Genomic DNA, 16,425 nt, shown 5'->3' on the forward strand with positions numbered 1-16,425 from the left:
GGAGAATCCAATGACTGAGTTCGCAAGGCCGCGCGCCATTGGCTTCAACCACATAGCTTTGGAGGTCGGAGAGATCGAAGAAGCACTGGCATTCTACGGCCGTCTGTTCAGCTTCGAGCTACGTGGCAAGACCGACACCATGGCCTTCATCGATCTGGGCGACCAGTTCATCGCGCTGCAGAAAGGCCGCCGGCAAGCAGCGGACGACGGCCGCCATTTCGGGCTCGTGGTCGACGACAAGGAAGCTGCGCGCAAGGCACTGGATGCCGCAGGTGTCGCCGTGATCGATGGACCCTTCCTCGATTTTCGCGATCCGTGGGGCAACCGCATCGAGATCGTTGGTTATGACAACGTCCAGTTCACCAAGGCTCCGAACGTGCTGCGCGGGATGCGCCTGACACACCTCGGCAAGAACGAGCATGCGAAGAAGGAACTCGCCGAGAAGGGCATGGCGGTGGGGCCAGGCTGAAACAGGCCGTGACGCTCTTATCTCTGCACGGATCAGAACCAGTGTCGTCTTTGGAACGCGTGATGGTCGCCTCCGTTGTGTTGACATATCAATCGAAGAAGCCCCCGAAATCTGTTGGGGCAGATCGGCATAGGAGTTGACCATGAAGAAGATCAGCGAGGTGATGACGCGCGACGCGAAAGTCGTAAATCCTAACGACACGATACAGAATGCAGCAAAGCTGATGAAAGAGTGCGATTGTGGCGTATTGCCCGTGGGCGAAGGTGACCGCCTCGTGGGCATGATCACAGACCGCGACATTGCGGTGCGCTGCATCGCGGACGGCAAAGGACCGAACAGCAAGGTCCGTGACGCGATGACCCAAGAGGTGAAATACTGCTTCGAAGACGAGGACATATCTCACGTCTGCACGAACATGAGTGAGATCCAGGTACGACGATTGCCCGTGGTAGACCGGAACAAGCGCCTGGTCGGGATCGTGTCGCTTAGCGATTTGGTGCGCCAGTCGGCAGGAACTGCCAAGGCGCTGCATGGAATCGCGCGGCCGAGCCAGCAGCACAACCAGAGTTCTGCCACCGCCTGAGTCCAACACCGACCTGTAGCGGGGCGTGTTCCTCTGATTCAAGGGGCAGGTTCAGCACGGTGCTCCGGGAACTTCTTATTTGGATGCCGGGGAACTGAGCTGCATTAACACAGGCCGCGGACGAAAATTTCCGGGAACGACTGCGCCGTGTGGCAGTTATCCAGTCAGAGCAAGTAACTTTTGAAAGGTGGAATCCTTGAAAAAGTGAAAGCTCGAGCCCCGTCATTCCAATCATTGGATGGCGGGGTTTATTTTTGTTTCAGGCAGCCAACTGCAGGACCTTCTCTTCAATCGAGCGGCGCGAAATGCCGTACCTGTCGAGCAATTCGTCTTTCGTGCCGGAGCGCGGCAGTCGTGCAATCCCCAGCCGATGCACCGGCGCCGTCGAGCCAACCGCGGTCGACACGGCATCGCCCAGCCCGCCATCGATCGCGTGGTCCTCGACGACAATCAGCCCCTCGGTGTCACGAGCGGCTGCCGATAGCGTGACGATATCGATAGGCTTCACCGAGTAGGCATCAATCACGCGGATCGAAATCCCACGTGCATCGAGCATGTCGGAAGCGGCCAACGCCTCATGCACCGTAATACCAGCCGCAACGACAGTAAGCCGATCTTGCAGCGACGAGCGCAGCACCTTGCTGCCGCCGATCGGAAACTCCTCCGCATTGGAGTAGATCACCGGCGTCTTGGGCCGTGTCGTCCGGATGTAGACGATGCCATTGGTACGCGTCGCCATCGCGGTCAGCTGCTCGGCGCTCACCGCATCTGCCGGATACAAAACCGTACTTTCGATCAGGGCGCGGAACATGGCGAGATCCTCAAGGCCCATCTGTGACGGGCCGTCCTCGCCAATCGACACGCCGCAATGGCTGCCGCACAGGACGAGATGGGCGGGCCGCGAATACTGCGCCATGCGGATAAAATCATAAGCGCGCGTGAGGAAGCAGGCGAACGTCGCTGCACATGGGATCTTGCCCGCCGCTGCGAGTCCGAGGGCGACGCCGACCATGTTCTGCTCGGCGATGAAACTCTCGAAGAACCGTTCCGGGTATCGGGCCGCGAACGGCTCTGTTCCGGTGGAGTTCTTCACGTCGCCGTCAAGCGCTACCAGCGCTGGCTCCTCGCCAGCGAGCTTCTCCAGCGCGTGCCCGAACGCCTCGCGGGTGGCGACCTTATCACCCAGCCGATAGGCAGGAGGGGAGTGTGTCGCGGCCACACGCTGCGGGCGCGCCATCTGGCCGACCCGACGTGGCTCGACGACGGGCGGCGCCTGCGTCTCATCGCCCAGTTCGTCGAGTGCCTGTGACATCTGCTTGCGGTCGAGCGGTTTGCCGTGCCATCCGTCCGCTCCTTCCAGGAACGAGACCCCTTTGCCCTTGATGGTACGCGCGAGGATGGCGGTCGGGCCACCGTCATGCGCGGTCCGAAATGCCGCAAGGATCGCTGTCATATCGTGACCGTCGATCTCGATGGTGCGCCAGCCGAAGCTCGCGAACCGACGCGCGAACACCGCGGTATCGTGGTGATAGGGCGCCGCCTCGCTCTGGCCGAGACCGTTGATGTCAACGATCGCCGTCACGTTCGCAAGGCCATTGAGCGAAGCAAACTGCGCGGCCTCCCACACTGAGCCTTCCGAGCATTCGCCGTCGCCAAGCAGGCAGAACACGCGGGCATCGATGCGGTCCAGGCGGTTCGCCGCTGCGAGCCCGTTGGCCGCCGCAAGCCCCTGTCCGAGCGATCCGGTCGCGACCCTGACCCATGGATTGAGCGGCGTCGGATGGCCTTCCAACGTGCTATCGATCCGCCGCAGTGACAGCGGATCCTCGCTGATGGCGCCGGCTTCGTGCAAGGCCGCCCACAGGATTGGCGCCGCATGGCCCTTCGACAGAACGAACGTATCGACATTGCGCGCGGCCGCATCGAGCGGATCCCAGCGCATCTCGCGGAAGAACAGCGCTGCCACGATATCGGCGCACGACATGCAAGAGGTGGGATGACCCGAGCCCGCTTCCGTCGTCATGCGGATCACCAGTCGCCGCAGCCGGCGGGCCTCTGCGCGCAGATCGGCCGCATCACGGAACGCCACAGCGCGCTCACCCTTGGCGGCGAACAGCTTGAGCAGCGAGTCGAACGGATCGATGAACTTCTGGACCGCGTCGTTCTCGAGCTGGGCCGTGACCAGATCGAACGACACCCCAAGCCGACCCAGATCTTCCATGACGCGCCGCGCGCGCTGCACATCGTGCGTGACCGTGGCCTGCACAGTGCCGTGGTCGCGGAACCCTGCGATGGTCTTGCGCGTCATCGTGTTGATGGTCATTGGACCGATCAACGGTTCGACATACATGAGATCCGGATAGTCCGGGTTCTTGGTGCTGGTGCTTGCCCATAGCATCCGCTGTACGCGCGCGCCTTTCTCGGCGAGCGCCATCCAGCGGTTACTCGACCGGATATGGCTAAATGCCTGATAGGCGAGCTTGGCGTTCGCGGTCGCGACCTTGCCCAGAAGGCTGCGTGGATCAGGATCGGGAGGCAGGCGGTCGGGCACGATGCGCTGCCGCAACAGTCGATCGACGAGCACATCGATGCGACTGAGGAAAAAACTTGCGACCGAAGCGATGCGTTCGATCGGCTGGCCTGCGTCCAGCCGCCGTTCAAGCGCTCGCAGGTAGGCCTCGGCCACCGCCTCGTAGCGGGCGATCGAGAACAGCAGCGTGATGTTGACGTTGATGCCTTCGAACAGCAGCTGCTCGATGGCCGGAACCCCTGCCGGAGTGCCGGGAATCTTGATGAACAGGTTGGGCCGGTCGACCAGTGTCCACAGCCTCCGCGCCTCCTCGATCGAGGCCTCTGTGTCGTGCGCGAGGTGGGGCGATACTTCGAGGCTCACAAAACCGTCGACACCCGCGGTCTCCTCGTACACCGGGCGCAGGATATCACAGGCGTTCCGTACGTCGCTGGTAATGAGTTCTTCATAGATGCCGGCTGGGGATCGGCCCGCCACGGCTGCGCGAACGATGTCGTCGTCGTAATCCGCGCCTTCCGCGACCGCCTTCTCGAAGATGGCCGGATTCGACGTGATACCACGCAAGCCTTCCTCGCCAACCCGCCGTGCCAGATCGCCGCTATCGATCATTCGCCGGGTGAGATCATCCATCCAGCAGCTCTGGCCTTGCGCCAACAGTTCGATCGTCCGGTTCATATGCGGTCTCCTTGGTTCAAGCACCTGGAAAGCCGACCACGCACTGCCTTTATTGCCATTCGCCCTTGATCAGCGGACCGATGGGATGCTCGCGCGGCGACATCTTGAGCTGGCGGAAAATGTCGGCATTGCGGGCCGTCTCGTGTTCGGTCTCGATATCGACCCCATAGGCGCGCTCGGGATCGACGCGCGCGCCGATCAGGATGAACTCGGCGCCTTCATAGTCGAGCAGATGCGGGTCTTCGGATGCGAAGCGCCGGCCGCGGAATTGCCGCTCGACCGGTTTGGGGTAATGCGCCTCTTCCCGCTCTGACAGTCCTGCGCCGGGCGGAGACCCGGCCTCGGGGTTCTTGATAGACAGAATGTACGCCGCCTGGCGCTCGATATTCAGCTCCTCCTGGACTTCGCCGGGCCGCCGTGGCAGTTCGAGTTCATAGCTCAAGTGGAGATTGCGACCGCGCTTGATTAGCGCATAGACGCCTTCGCCGGCGGGCCGGACCGGCGGCAGCGTGCGTTCACCGCGCGTCCTGGTCGCATAATGATGCTCACGGAATTCGTCCTCGACGGCCGGGCCGGACTTGATCGCTTCGATGAACCCCCAGATGCGTTCATGATCGCGCGCCTCGGGCAGCCGCTTGCGCCCAAGCACCGCCACACGAAGCCGGGCCTGTCGTTCCGGCTTCATCACCATGTAAAAGCGCTGGATGTCGCCGAGGTCTTCGGCCTTATCTTCCTCGATCCGGGGTCGGTAGGCAAAATAGATGTCGCCTTTTTCGACGATCTCCTCCGAGACCTCCGCCTCCGGGTCGCCGCGCCTCCGTCGCACAGAAACCATGTCGCAGCCAATCGTGCTCAACTCTTCTGCCCTGCACCCTGCTCAACGGAATGCAAACGCACGTGTTCCTAGGTTCGGGCCGGGACGCGGTGCGGCCGTGTAGTTCCTGGCAACGGGGCTGGAGGAGGCTGCGGGGGCTTTAGGAACGACCAAGGCTTGGGCCGCGTTGCTGCTACGCCGGGCGCGGACCCGCAGCCGCAGCCGTGAGTTCGCCATGGAGGAAGAAGGCCTCCGCAATTTCACCATCAATTTTGGGCCGCAGCATCCTGCGGCCCACGGCGTGCTGCGCCTGGTGCTGGAGCTTGATGGCGAGGTGGTCCGTCGCGTCGATCCTCACATCGGCCTGCTCCATCGCGGAACCGAAAAACTGATCGAAAACAAGACCTATCAGCAATCGATCGGGTATTTCGACCGGCTCGACTATGTCGCACCGATGAACCAGGAGCATGCGTTCTGCCTCGCAGCGGAGCGGCTGCTTGGCCTGGAGGTGCCGCGCCGCGGCCAGTTGATTCGCGTGCTGTTCTGTGAAATCGGACGCCTGCTCTCGCATCTGCTCAACATCACAACCCAGGCGATGGACGTCGGGGCGCTCACCCCACCGCTGTGGGGGTTCGAAGAGCGTGAGAAGCTGATGGTATTCTACGAACGCGCGTCCGGTGCGCGCATGCACGCAAATTACTTCCGTGTCGGAGGCGTGCATCAAGACCTGCCACCGAAGCTGATCGATGACATCGAAGCCTTTTGCGATCCGTTCCTGCGCGTGGTGGACGATCTGGATCGGCTGCTGACGGGACTTCGTATCTTCAAGCAGCGCAACGTCGATATCGGCAGGGTGACATTGAAGCAAGCCTGGGAGTGGGGATTTTCGGGCGTCATGGTGCGTGGCTCGGGCGCCGCCTGGGACCTTCGCAAGGCGCAGCCCTATGAATGCTATCCGGAGATGGATTTCGACATTCCGATCGGCAAGAACGGTGACTGTTATGACCGCTATCTGGTCCGCATGGAAGAAATGCGCCAGTCGGTGCGCATCATGCGACAGTGCATCGCCAAACTCCGCGCTCCTGACGGGCAAGGTCCGGTCGCAGTGCAGGACAACAAGATCTTTCCTCCGCGCCGCGGCGAGATGAAGCGCTCGATGGAAGCCCTGATCCATCATTTCAAGCTTTACACAGAAGGCTTTCACGTGCCTGCCGGGGAGATCTATGCGGCAGTGGAAGCCCCCAAGGGCGAGTTCGGCGTGTATCTGGTTTCCGATGGGACCAACCAACCCTACAGGTGCAAGATCCGCGCTCCATCGTTCGCGCATCTGCAGGCGATGGACCTACTCTGCCGCGGCCACTTGCTCGCCGACGTCTCGGCGATCATCGGGTCGCTGGACATCGTGTTTGGGGAGATCGATCGATAATACCGTGAAAGGAGATCGCCATGCCACAGATCCAGATCGGCCAGCAGCCGGTCACGCAAATTACGATCATCGAAGCCGAACCGGAGAAGCAGGCCGAGGCCCTATCGCTCATGAGGGAGCGAGCTCGCTTCATGCAGCGTCAGCCGGGGTTCATTTCCGTCAGCCTGCATCGCAGCCTCGATGGGCGTCGTATCGTGAATTACATTCAATGGGAAAGCCGTGATCTCCTACGGGCGGCGCACCAGTCACCTGAATTTCGCAAAGCCTGGAGTCAATTCGGAAGTCTCACCGACGATATCGATCCTCATTTGTACGAGGTCGCCGACGTCCTCGCGAAGAGCGAGTGAAACCGGCGCTCGATGAGCGCGAGAGCGAAACGCCTCAGCTCATGTGCCCACGATGATGGAACCGGAGCAGCACGGGGCTGTTAGGCGCACATGAACATCCGACGCGCTTTTTCGAGGACAGCCCGTCCTGCCTGGAGGGTGGGACTATTTGCACTTGCGCTATCGCCGCTATCCGCCCTTGCTCAAGACGGCTCCGTTCTGACCTATCATGGCGACAACAGCCGAAGCGGCCAGTACGTCGTTCCCGCGCTATCCTGGGATAAAGCCAGATCGGTTCAGCTGGATCGCACGTTCAACGCCCGTGTCGCGGGCTCGATGTACGCTCAGCCGCTGTACTGGCGTCCTCCTGGAGCGAACGCCGGGATGCTATTCGTGGCCACCGAGGACGACGTTGTCCAGGCCCTCGACGCGACGACCGGTAAGGAATTGTGGAGGCGCGTGGTCGGGCGTCCAGTGCGCCGTTCGTCGCTGCCGTGCGGAAATATCGATCCGCTTGGTATTACCGGGACGCCGGTGATCGACCCTGCAACCCAAGCCATCTATTTCGATGCTGCCGTGGAGCGAGGAAACGGCCCGCGCCATGAAGTGTTCGCGCTTTCGACAAAGGATGGCAGCGTTCTCCCCGGCTGGCCGATCGATGTGGCCGACCTTCTGCAAAAGGCAGGACGACATTTCGACCCGAGCGTCCACAACCAGCGCGCGGCGCTCACGCTTCTCGACGACACTGTCTATGTCGCCTTCAGTGGCCATTTTGGTGATTGCGGGAACTATCACGGCTGGGTGGTCGGACTTTCCCTGCGCGAGCCCGGCAAGCATGTCAGCTTCGAAACGCGTGGGCGAGGGGGCGGGATCTGGGCGCCGGGCGGTCTGAGCGTCTCGGAGCAGGACATCTACTTTGCGACTGGGAATACGCTCGGCGCGCCGACCTGGAGCGACGGTGAAGCCGTGTTTCACTTTGGACCCGACCTGCGCCGCAGAGACGACAAGAGGGACTATTTTGCGCCATCGGATTGGAAAACACTCGATGCCGCCGATGCGGATCTCGGGGGCAGCAATCCGCTTACTTTCAACATATCCGGAGCGGGCGGGGACCGCGCTCTGATCCTGGCGCTGGGGAAGGATGGCAAGGCTTATCTTCTCGATCGAAATAGTCTCGGCGGCGTTGGTGGCCAGCTGGCTGTCGAAACAGTAGCCCAGTCGTCGATCGTCACCTCGCCGGCCGCCTATCGCGTCGACGATGATGTCTTTGTTGCCTTCCAGGCATCCGGAGCGCATTGCCCGCAGCCCGGCCGAGGTCGCGATTTGACGGTCTTGAAGATCGCAGCAGGCTCCCCGCCGGCGATGGCCACTGCCTGGTGCGGTGCGCTCCGCGGCCGCGGCTCCCCCGTTGCGACCACCACGGACGGCCATTCCAACCCGATTGTTTGGATTGTTGGCGCCGAAGGCGACAATCGGCTGCACGCGTTCCGCGGCGATACCGGCGAACCGATTTTTGTAAGCGAGGCCTTGAGCGGCCTCCGACGCTTCCAGACGCTGATCGCGACGCAGGACCGCCTCTATGTGGGCGCCGACGGGCGCATTTACGCCTTTCATTTTTGAAAGGCACGCATATGCAGCTTCACGAGACCGGATGGCACCTCTCCCATACCGGGAACTCAGCATTGGCCTCATTTGTTCAATGGTGAGATCCCCTTGAAGCTGGGGTCTCGCGCTTGCAGCCCTGCCAACGCGGAAGTGATCCCATCCCGCTCGGGGCCGGTCATCTCGCGAACGGAGCTATAGATGGCGGAATTGGCCTGTCACTCCGAGATGCGGCTGTTCGCGCTGAACGCGACGGCCGATCTTGGCAAAGCCACGGCTCAGGCGTTGGGTTGGTCGCTTGCTGCACACGAGGAGCGTGAGTTCGAGGATGGCGAGCACAAGGCGCGCCCCCTCGATTCGGTCCGTGGCACAGACGCATACGTGATACAAACCCTGCATAACGGGCCAAACCAGAGCGTAAACGATAAGCTCTGCCGATTGCTCTTCTTCATCGGCGCTCTCAAAGACTGCGGCGCCGCTCGCGTCACCGCGGTGGTGCCGTATCTTTGCTATGCGCGAAAGGATCGCCGCACCAAGCTCAACGACCCGGTAACGACGCGCTACATTGGCAGCCTCTTTGAGGCTGTTGGTACCGACGCCGTCGTCGCCCTCGAGGTGCACAATCCGGTTGCGTTCGAAAATGCCTTCCGCTGCCGGACCGTCGCCCTGACGTCGACAACGCTATTCGTTAAGTTTGCCGCGCAATTAATGGATGAAAGCTTCAGCGTGGTGTCTCCGGATCCCGGTGGCGTGAAGCGCGCACAACTCTTGCGAGAAGCGTTGGAAGCCACGCTGCATCGTCCGATCGGCAAGGGGTACGTCGACAAGCACCGCAGCGCCGGCGTGGTTTCGGGCGATCTCTTCGTCGGCGATGCAGCCGATGCGACAGTGCTCATCATAGACGATCTGATCAGTACCGGAACCACGCTGCTGCGTGCCGCGCAGGCGGCCCGGCGCGCCGGCGCCCGTCGCGTATTGGCTTTCGTGACACATGGGCTATTCATGCCTGGATCCGCCGAGGTCGTTGCGAATCCTGACATTGAGCAGTTTGTCGTGACCGATGCTGTGCCCGTTCGAATTGACGATGCTGCTGCGCGCGCCAAGGTCAAAGTCCTCCCTGTCGCCCCACTACTCGCCGAGACGATACGCCGGCTGCACGAGAACCGCGATCTCGCCGACCTCCTGGTCTTCTGAGCAATCCAACCAGCTTGATTGCGTCCGATGCCGCCAGGCGAAGATATTGGCGCGCGACCCGCGGCCACTTCTCGGGACTGCGCGGCTCGGGCTCGAGGAGATGGGCGATCGCAAGACGGGCGCGCAATGTTGCACGATGACACCGATAGAACGTCATTAGCTCGTCGCCCGGACTGTCCTTGAGTTCTTGCCGTATCCGTCGTGTAATGTACTCGCCGATCCATCCTGCCCCAAGGCGCTCGCATTCAAGGTCAAGGAAAGCGATCTCGTCAAATGGATCGACCGCACGCAGGCGCGGATTGAATTCGATGCAGTCAATGATGCGAACTGGATCGCCAAGCCAGATGTGCTCGGGCCGCAGGTCGCCGTGACCATCGATGATCTTTCGGCGACGGATGCGATCGGCGAGGAGGTCTGATCGGCGATCGAGGAAACGGCGCTGCATCTGGTCGATCCACTGTATCAGCCCTGCCGGCATCGCGAGCCGCCTGTCAAGAAGCACGCGCCGATTATAGTCGAGGCTTCGGTACCATTCGGCTAGTCGGACGGCCGACGAAATGAAGGTAGGCTGTGCACGCCGATAGAATTGGGCAAGGACAGCGGCCAGCCGATCAAGCTCCCAAGTTTTGACATCCCCATCAACAATGCCGTTGTCCAGCATATTCCGCTCGTCGAGGCGACGCATCATGACGAGCCAATCTACCGCCTCCCCTGGGCCACCGATGGCAAGCCCCTTGGGAGACCAGACCAGCGGCAGGACGTCGAGATATACGTCCTGGGCGAGGCGGCGATTGAGGCGCAGCTCAGCCCGGCATGCAGCCTCACGTTTGGCCACGCTGGAAAAGTCAAGATATGGAAAGCGGACCGGCTTCTTCAGCTTGTAGACTTTATCCCCGACGAGAAAGACCCATGACATATGGGTCTCGCGAGTGGTGATGGTGGCTGCGCCTTCCGGATACACATTTCGCCGGCTCAGAAAGTGTACTTTGTCACGCAGCCGCAGCTCGCGGATTTCGCTCTCGATCTGCTCTCGCGCTTCCATTGCTGGCGTCCATCAACGCTGCAGGAACGGCGCAGCCCCCGCTTGCCGAGTTACATGGATCGCCTGCACCTTAGAGGCCTTCATCCCAATCTGGGCCGCCCAATCTGGGCGAGCGATACCACAGGAGCGGTTCCCGCCCCGTCGCCGGGCGGCTTGTCGAAGCCGACGCGAAGGCCTTCCGGAGCTGCGAAACCAAAGCTGGCAGCGCCCGTTGGTAGCAAAGGAAATAAGAAGTGAGAGCGAAAATGGTTGCTCGTGCTCGACCGGGACGGAGCAGTGAGGTCCGGGACGTTTCCATTCCACCTAGGGGGCTTGCCGGTATATTACACATTCCCGAAGGCAGCCGTGCCGTAGTCGTCTTTGCCCATGGAAGCGGATCGAGTCGCTTCAGCCCGCGCAATACGGCGGTTGCCGCCGCTCTCAATGATCATGCGCTAGCGACCCTGCTGTTGGACCTCTTGACCTTCGATGAAGAAGCGAACCGCGCGAATGTATTCAACATTGAGTTGCTGGCCGACCGTTTGCTTGATGCGGTGCGCTGGCTGGATCAGGACCGGACCATGGCTCGGTTTGCGGTGGGTCTGCTTGGCTCGAGCACGGGAGCAGCAGCAGCGCTCATGGCAGCAGCCCGGCTCCGCAGCCGAATCGGCGCTATCGTCTCACGCGGCGGCCGTCCCGATCTCGCCGGCGATGCAATCGATCAAGTCAATGCTCCAACCCTCTTCGTGATCGGCGGCAATGACTTCGGGGTGATCGAACTCAATCAAGATGCATTTGCGCGGCTTCGAGAACCCAAGGCAATCGAGATCGTTCCGGGAGCCAGTCATCTCTTTTCGGAACCGGGAGCCCTCGAACAAGTGACAGACCACGCAGCACGATGGTTCGCCCGTTACCTCACTCCTATGGCTCCAGGAGCAGGTTCGAAGGCAGGATAGCGACATGCCGTTCAGAGATAGAATAGAAGCGGGTCGAAAGTTGGCGGCGTCCCTCGCCACGTACGGGAACCAGCACCCAGCCATTCTGGCGCTCCCTCGGGGTGGCGTGCCCGTGGCAGCTGAGGTCGCAGCCGCGCTGCATGCGCCGCTCGATCTCATCATCGTTCGCAAGGTCGGCGTCCCGTTCCAAAACGAGTTGGCAATGGGTGCCGTCGTAGATGGTGGCGCACCGATCGTGGTGCGCAATGATGATGTCATTCGGCTCGGAGGCGTCAGCGAAGCCGATTTCCAAGCCGAGTGCCGCAAGGAGATTGCCGAGATAGAGAGGCGGCGTCAGCGCTATTTGGGAGATCGTCAACGTCTTGAGATTTCCGGTCGGACGGCAATCGTTATCGACGATGGCATTGCGACCGGCGCCACCACGCGGGCCGCCTTGCAGGCGACGCGAAAACGAAATCCAAGCCGGCTCGTCCTCGCGGTTCCCGTTGCACCGACCGAGATTGTCCCGCAAATGCGCGCAGAATGTGATGATTTCGTATGTCTTGAGGAACATACCGCGTTCGCCGCCATCGGCTACTACTATCGGGATTTCGGGCAGGTCTCCGACGGCGAGGTGCTCGACATGTTACGACGCTTTCCGATTTCGTCCGATCTGCGCCAGTCGCGGGAAAGAGCCAAGCCATGAGCGACTGTCCTTTCTGCAAAATCGTCAGCGGCGAGATTACGTCAGCGAAAGTGTATGAAGACGAGGAACATCTCGCCTTTCTCGACATTCGCCCGCAATCCCCCGGGCACACTCTCATCATCCCAAAGAAACACCAGCGCTGGGTCTGGGACGTACCGAACGTTGGCGCGTATTTCGAAGTCGTGCGGACGATTGCGCGCGCAATGCAGAAGGCGTTCTGCGAGGAAATACATTCCCGCATCATGGGCGAAGAGGTGCCGCATGCGCACATTTGGCTGTATCCCGCTCCAGGCAGGGCGAAAGGCGACCCGAGAGATTTTGAGCGGAATGCGAAGGCAATTCGCGACGCACTTGAGCCGCAATGATCCGGAGTCCTGGGCATCACGTTCGCCGACATTCATCGTGCAGCGGCCTGACGCGCCGTGTTCAGCCTTAGGAACAAGCGCCCTCGACGCGATGTTTTCCCATGAGCGCCACTGCTCGCGAGGCAGCGATGTTCCTGCACCGGATCAAAATTCTCACGCTCGCCGGGTTCACGATATGGATCGACATCTCGTGGCTCATCCTGGCAGCGCTGTTGATCTGGACGCTGGCACTCGGCGAGTTCCCTCGCACAGTTCCGAATTTGTCCGCCGCCACATACTGGTGGATGGGATTCGCAGGCACGATCGGCCTGTTCATCTCGATTATCCTGCATGAGCTGAGCCATGCGCTGATTGCGCGGCGTTACGACATGCCGATTGCTGGCATTACGCTATTCATTTTCGGCGGGGTCGCCGAACTGAACAAGGAGCCGAGCAGCGCCAAGGCAGAATTCCTTATGGCGATCGGTGGGCCGATCGCCAGCATGGTGCTTGGCACCATCCTGCTCCTAGTCGCTGCCGCAAGCGAGAAGACCGTTTCGCCCGCCGCATTCGGGGTGCTCGACTACCTTGGCGGCCTCAATTGGATCTTGGCACTGTTCAATCTCATTCCCGCCTTCCCGCTGGACGGCGGACGGGTGCTGCGCGCTGGCCTTTGGGGCTGGATGAACGATTTTGGACGGGCCACGCGCATTGCCGCCGGCAGTGGCGAGTTCTTCGGCCTTGCCATGATCCTGTACGGGATCCTGGAATTCATCACCGGCAGCACAATCAGTGGCGTCTGGCTGTTCTTTATTGGCTTGTTCCTGCACGGCGCCGCCGGCGCGGCACGGCACGAGTTGACGCTACGCCACACCTTCGGCGGGCTTCCCGTTTCCACGCTCATGCAACGCAACCCGATCGGCGTCGCCCCGGATATTTCCATTGCGGAATTGGTCGAGGATTACTTTTACAAGTATTACTTCAAGGCTTTCCCCGTGCTGCGCGACGGCGAACTCATTGGCTGCATCATGGCGAAGGATGTCCGCGATCTTGGTCCCTCCGACACCACCCAGCGCCGCGTCGCTGATGTCATGCGCCCCTGCTCGCCGGAGATCATTGTCCCTCCGCATCTGGATGCACTGGAGGCGCTTGCAAGGATGCAGGGCGGTCGGCACAGTCGTCTGCTCGTGGTTGAACAGGGACGGCTTATCGGCGTCTTGGCCTTGTCCGATATGCTTCAATACCTCTCGCTCAAGCAGGAGCTCGACCAAAACATGCAGGATCTGCCATGGAGCGCTGCCAAGACCCGTGATGCGGGATCTGCCCACTACGTGCATCCCGCCCGCTAACGCGCGAGCCAGTATCCAAGCAAATTCGCTCAGATTGCGTTTAGCGGATGGCAACAGGGAACGCATTGTCCGCAATTGCCTTTGATCCCGTTGGGGAAGCGATTGAGGACTTCGGCTCGGTTCTTGAGATAAGGAAGCAGGTAAGGCGCGATCTTTTCATAGTAGGCGATCACGTCACCCTTGGTGTATCGCTCCTTGGGCCAGAATGTCTTGTCGAGGTGGGTAAGCTTCACGATCATGCGCGCTCCCGTCTGACTTGCCGCGCGGGCTTGTCGCTGCGCATGCCGAGAAAGACCGGATGGCGCATCTCCCCCTCGCGGGTCCATTCCGTGAACTTGACCTGGCACACGAGCCGCGGCCTGATCCACGTGGTCCGGTCCTCGTGCGGAACGTCCGTAAACGGCTTCTTGTCTGTCCTCAACTTCATCATGCGCGCGTGCAGCGTCGCGAGCGTCTCTCGGGAGAATCCCCCACCGCTGTGACCAACATAGACAAGCTTGCCCTTGTCGTACACGCCAAGCACCAGCGAGCCAAAGTGCTGGCGGCTCCCGCGCGGCTCGGTGAAGCCGACGACAATGGCTTCCTGTTCTTGGTCGGCCTTGATCTTGAGCCAATCTTTCGTGCGCCTGCCCGAGTGGTAGAGACTTGCGGCACGCTTCGCGATAATGCCCTCCTCCCCCGCTCGTCGCGCTTTGTTGAACGCCGCCTTGCCATGCCGCTTTCTGTGTCCGCTGTAGTGGACGAGTGGGTGCCGGGTAAGGATGGCGTGCAAACGGCCCTTGCGCTCAAGCAACGGCTTGCCACGCAGGTCGCGGCCATCGAGGAAGAGCAGATCGAACACATAATAGCGGAGACGCGCCTTGCCTTTCAGCGCATTCTGCAGCAGCTGGAATCGGGATCGACCCTCCGCGTCGAGCGCCACCAGTTCGCCGTCAATCACGGCATTGCGCTTGATGATATCGAGCGCTTCGGCGACTGGGGCATAACGCTTGGTCACGTCGTTGCCATTGCGCGAGTAGAGGGAGCCATTTCTGCCTCCGGTTTTTGCGACAAGCCGGAAGCCGTCCCATTTCGTCTCGAAGATCCACTCCTTGTCATCGAATGGCGCGTCGATGAGGGTCGCCAGCATTGGCCTGAGGTCACTTTTTCGCATGCGTCTTGATCAACAGCCATTGCTTCGGGCTCTTCAGGCGCACGAGCGAATATGCCCCGCGAAGCTTGCTTCCCTTGAGAACGAAGCTCATGCGTCCTCGCCGCAAGCCTGTTCGCATGGTTCGCTCGCTCTCTGCTGCGCTGGTCGCGCCCTCGGCTTCGTAAGTGCCGCCGTCCCACGAGCCCTGCGCGTCGAAAACTCGCGTCGGTGACCGTCGGTTCCAAGGCGAATCGGCGGCCGGTCTTGGCGCTGTTGGAAATCAGCGGCGCGACGACAGTTGATAGAGCCAGAGCATTTGCATTGCCAGGCTTGGCGCCGGAACCGATGGCCAAGGCACGCGTCGCCAATACACATCTCGATCACCGTCGTGTCGCGCCTGAAGGCCCGTTCCGACGACCGCGGCTCTACGTGGTTGGCGAGGCACCCGGCGCAGAGGAAGCTGCGCAGGGCAGGCCTTTTGTCGGTCCGGCCGGCAGGGCGTTGCGCGAGATGCTGAATGAAGCTGGGATCGATCCCCAACAGGTGCGTTTGGCAAACGCCATTCCTTTCCGGCCAATCGCGCATTCCAAAGATCGGAAGCCACGTAATCGCAGCCCAACGATCGAGGAAGTCGATCGCTTTGGCGCAGCAGTGCTGATCGACATTCGGCGTTCCAGGCCAGGCGTGATCGTTGCTCTTGGCAGCACAGCGGCTCGCCTGTTCGGCGAGTCGCAATCGATCCGCGTGACGCGCAAGGCAAAGCTCCAATTTGAAGGTCACCCGCTCCGCATCACTTTCCATCCAGCTTACGTCCGCCGCTTCGGCGGACGGAACGGCGACGCCTGGCGTCACGCGGTCGCCGATCTACGCCGGGCCTGGAACGACTCGGCGGTTCATTTGGATCCAAATCGTGCTTGAGGATCTCGACAGGGCGTACTGCCGACGCCTTGAGCCCTCGGCCGTCAACGTACTCTGGTCGCGCGGATGTCCGATCTGCTCGCACCAATATCCCAATCTGCGGCGGGCGCAGTCGACGCATAGCAATGGGCTACCGAACCCCAAGCGCGCGAAATCGTAGTTTGGCGCATGAAATCGACCAAATGGCGAAGAGAGTGTCAGTCAATCCGCTTTGAAAGATCAAGCATTTTTGTTCTTCCTAGGCTAGAGCTACCGCCGAAAACCGGCGCCCGATCTTTTCATCGAAACTCTCGTGGCACATCGAAGCGACTGGCCCGATCCATCAATTTTTCACCGGCAGCATGAGCGCCGCGACGAACTCTCGCTTCGGCGCCAACTGGTCCTCGATGTAATCCCCGCAA

The 16,425-nt window shown here is 61.1% G+C and carries 16 protein-coding genes; 11 read left to right on the top strand and 5 right to left on the bottom strand.

What is annotated here, in order from left to right; genetic code table 11:
- Positions 1-10 precede the first annotated feature (10 nt).
- A complete protein-coding gene (locus ACNJX8_RS40625) occupies positions 11-469 on the top strand; it encodes a VOC family protein (protein ID WP_439359120.1) in 459 nt (152 codons plus the stop codon).
- Positions 470-611: 142 nt separating this feature from the next.
- Positions 612-1,052: a CBS domain-containing protein gene (locus ACNJX8_RS40630; protein WP_128930281.1), complete on the top strand. Its 441-nt coding sequence runs from the start codon at positions 612-614 to the stop codon at positions 1,050-1,052.
- Between the two features lie 259 nt (positions 1,053-1,311).
- On the opposite strand, the gene ACNJX8_RS40635 is transcribed toward ACNJX8_RS40630, so the two are convergent.
- Together ACNJX8_RS40635 and ACNJX8_RS40640 are read right to left on the bottom strand one after the other, a co-directional pair.
- Positions 1,312-4,257, bottom strand: coding sequence for a transketolase (locus ACNJX8_RS40635; protein WP_439359121.1), 2,946 nt, complete (start codon positions 4,255-4,257; stop codon positions 1,312-1,314).
- Between the two features lie 49 nt (positions 4,258-4,306).
- On the bottom strand, positions 4,307-5,092 hold the full coding sequence (locus tag ACNJX8_RS40640) for a hypothetical protein (protein ID WP_128940377.1): 786 nt from the start codon (positions 5,090-5,092) through the stop codon (positions 4,307-4,309).
- 214 nt (positions 5,093-5,306) lie between these two features.
- Between ACNJX8_RS40640 and ACNJX8_RS40645 the strand changes: the two genes are divergently transcribed.
- The 4 genes from ACNJX8_RS40645 (at position 5,307) to ACNJX8_RS40660 (ending at position 9,619) form a co-directional block, all read left to right on the top strand.
- Positions 5,307-6,497 carry an NADH-quinone oxidoreductase subunit D gene (locus ACNJX8_RS40645; RefSeq protein ID WP_091893905.1) on the top strand — a complete coding sequence of 397 codons (1,191 nt, stop codon included), beginning with the start codon at positions 5,307-5,309 and terminating at the stop codon, positions 6,495-6,497.
- Between the two features lie 20 nt (positions 6,498-6,517).
- Positions 6,518-6,844: an antibiotic biosynthesis monooxygenase family protein gene (locus tag ACNJX8_RS40650; RefSeq protein ID WP_128930284.1), complete on the top strand. Its 327-nt coding sequence runs from the start codon at positions 6,518-6,520 to the stop codon at positions 6,842-6,844.
- A gap of 90 nt (positions 6,845-6,934) precedes the next feature.
- Positions 6,935-8,443: an outer membrane protein assembly factor BamB family protein gene (locus ACNJX8_RS40655; protein ID WP_439359122.1), complete on the top strand. Its 1,509-nt coding sequence runs from the start codon at positions 6,935-6,937 to the stop codon at positions 8,441-8,443.
- Between the two features lie 183 nt (positions 8,444-8,626).
- Complete coding sequence (locus ACNJX8_RS40660; RefSeq protein WP_439359123.1) at positions 8,627-9,619, top strand: ribose-phosphate diphosphokinase; 993 nt, start codon at positions 8,627-8,629, stop codon at positions 9,617-9,619.
- Here the strand turns inward: ACNJX8_RS40660 and ACNJX8_RS40665 are convergent.
- Positions 9,531-10,661 (bottom strand): hypothetical protein, encoded by a 1,131-nt coding sequence (locus tag ACNJX8_RS40665; protein WP_439359124.1) that lies wholly within the window; start codon positions 10,659-10,661, stop codon positions 9,531-9,533. The two genes, ACNJX8_RS40660 and ACNJX8_RS40665, sit on opposite strands and share 89 nt — an antisense overlap.
- A 449-nt stretch (positions 10,662-11,110) precedes the next feature.
- Here ACNJX8_RS40665 and ACNJX8_RS40670 point away from each other — a divergent pair, with 449 nt between their 5' ends.
- The 4 genes from ACNJX8_RS40670 (at position 11,111) to ACNJX8_RS40685 (ending at position 13,974) form a co-directional block, all read left to right on the top strand.
- The gene (locus tag ACNJX8_RS40670; RefSeq protein ID WP_439359125.1) at positions 11,111-11,596 is read left to right on the top strand and encodes a dienelactone hydrolase family protein; all 486 of its coding nucleotides are present in this window, start codon (positions 11,111-11,113) and stop codon (positions 11,594-11,596) included.
- Positions 11,597-11,600: 4 nt separating this feature from the next.
- The gene (locus tag ACNJX8_RS40675; protein ID WP_439359126.1) at positions 11,601-12,281 is read left to right on the top strand and encodes a phosphoribosyltransferase; all 681 of its coding nucleotides are present in this window, start codon (positions 11,601-11,603) and stop codon (positions 12,279-12,281) included.
- Positions 12,278-12,646, top strand: coding sequence for an HIT family protein (locus tag ACNJX8_RS40680; RefSeq protein ID WP_439359127.1), 369 nt, complete (start codon positions 12,278-12,280; stop codon positions 12,644-12,646). Before ACNJX8_RS40675 ends, ACNJX8_RS40680 begins: the two co-directional genes overlap by 4 nt.
- Positions 12,647-12,747: 101 nt before the next feature.
- Entirely contained in the window at positions 12,748-13,974 is a 1,227-nt protein-coding gene (locus ACNJX8_RS40685) for a CBS domain-containing protein (RefSeq protein ID WP_439359128.1), read from the top strand.
- Between the two features lie 29 nt (positions 13,975-14,003).
- Here ACNJX8_RS40685 and ACNJX8_RS40690 read toward each other — a convergent pair whose 3' ends face one another.
- Positions 14,004-14,213 carry a non-homologous end-joining DNA ligase LigD gene (locus ACNJX8_RS40690; RefSeq protein WP_249758798.1) on the bottom strand — a complete coding sequence of 70 codons (210 nt, stop codon included), beginning with the start codon at positions 14,211-14,213 and terminating at the stop codon, positions 14,004-14,006.
- Entirely contained in the window at positions 14,210-15,103 is an 894-nt protein-coding gene (ligD, locus tag ACNJX8_RS40695) for a non-homologous end-joining DNA ligase (RefSeq protein WP_439359129.1), read from the bottom strand. Before ligD ends, ACNJX8_RS40690 begins: the two co-directional genes overlap by 4 nt.
- A gap of 231 nt (positions 15,104-15,334) precedes the next feature.
- Here ligD and ACNJX8_RS40700 point away from each other — a divergent pair, with 231 nt between their 5' ends.
- Positions 15,335-16,024, top strand: a complete 690-nt coding sequence (locus tag ACNJX8_RS40700) for a uracil-DNA glycosylase (protein ID WP_439359130.1) — start codon at positions 15,335-15,337, stop codon at positions 16,022-16,024.
- Positions 16,025-16,425: the final 401 nt, after the last annotated feature.

It is taken from the genome of Bradyrhizobium sp. SPXBL-04 (assembly GCF_051853035.1).
Lineage (GTDB): Bacteria > Pseudomonadota > Alphaproteobacteria > Rhizobiales > Xanthobacteraceae > Bradyrhizobium > Bradyrhizobium zhanjiangense.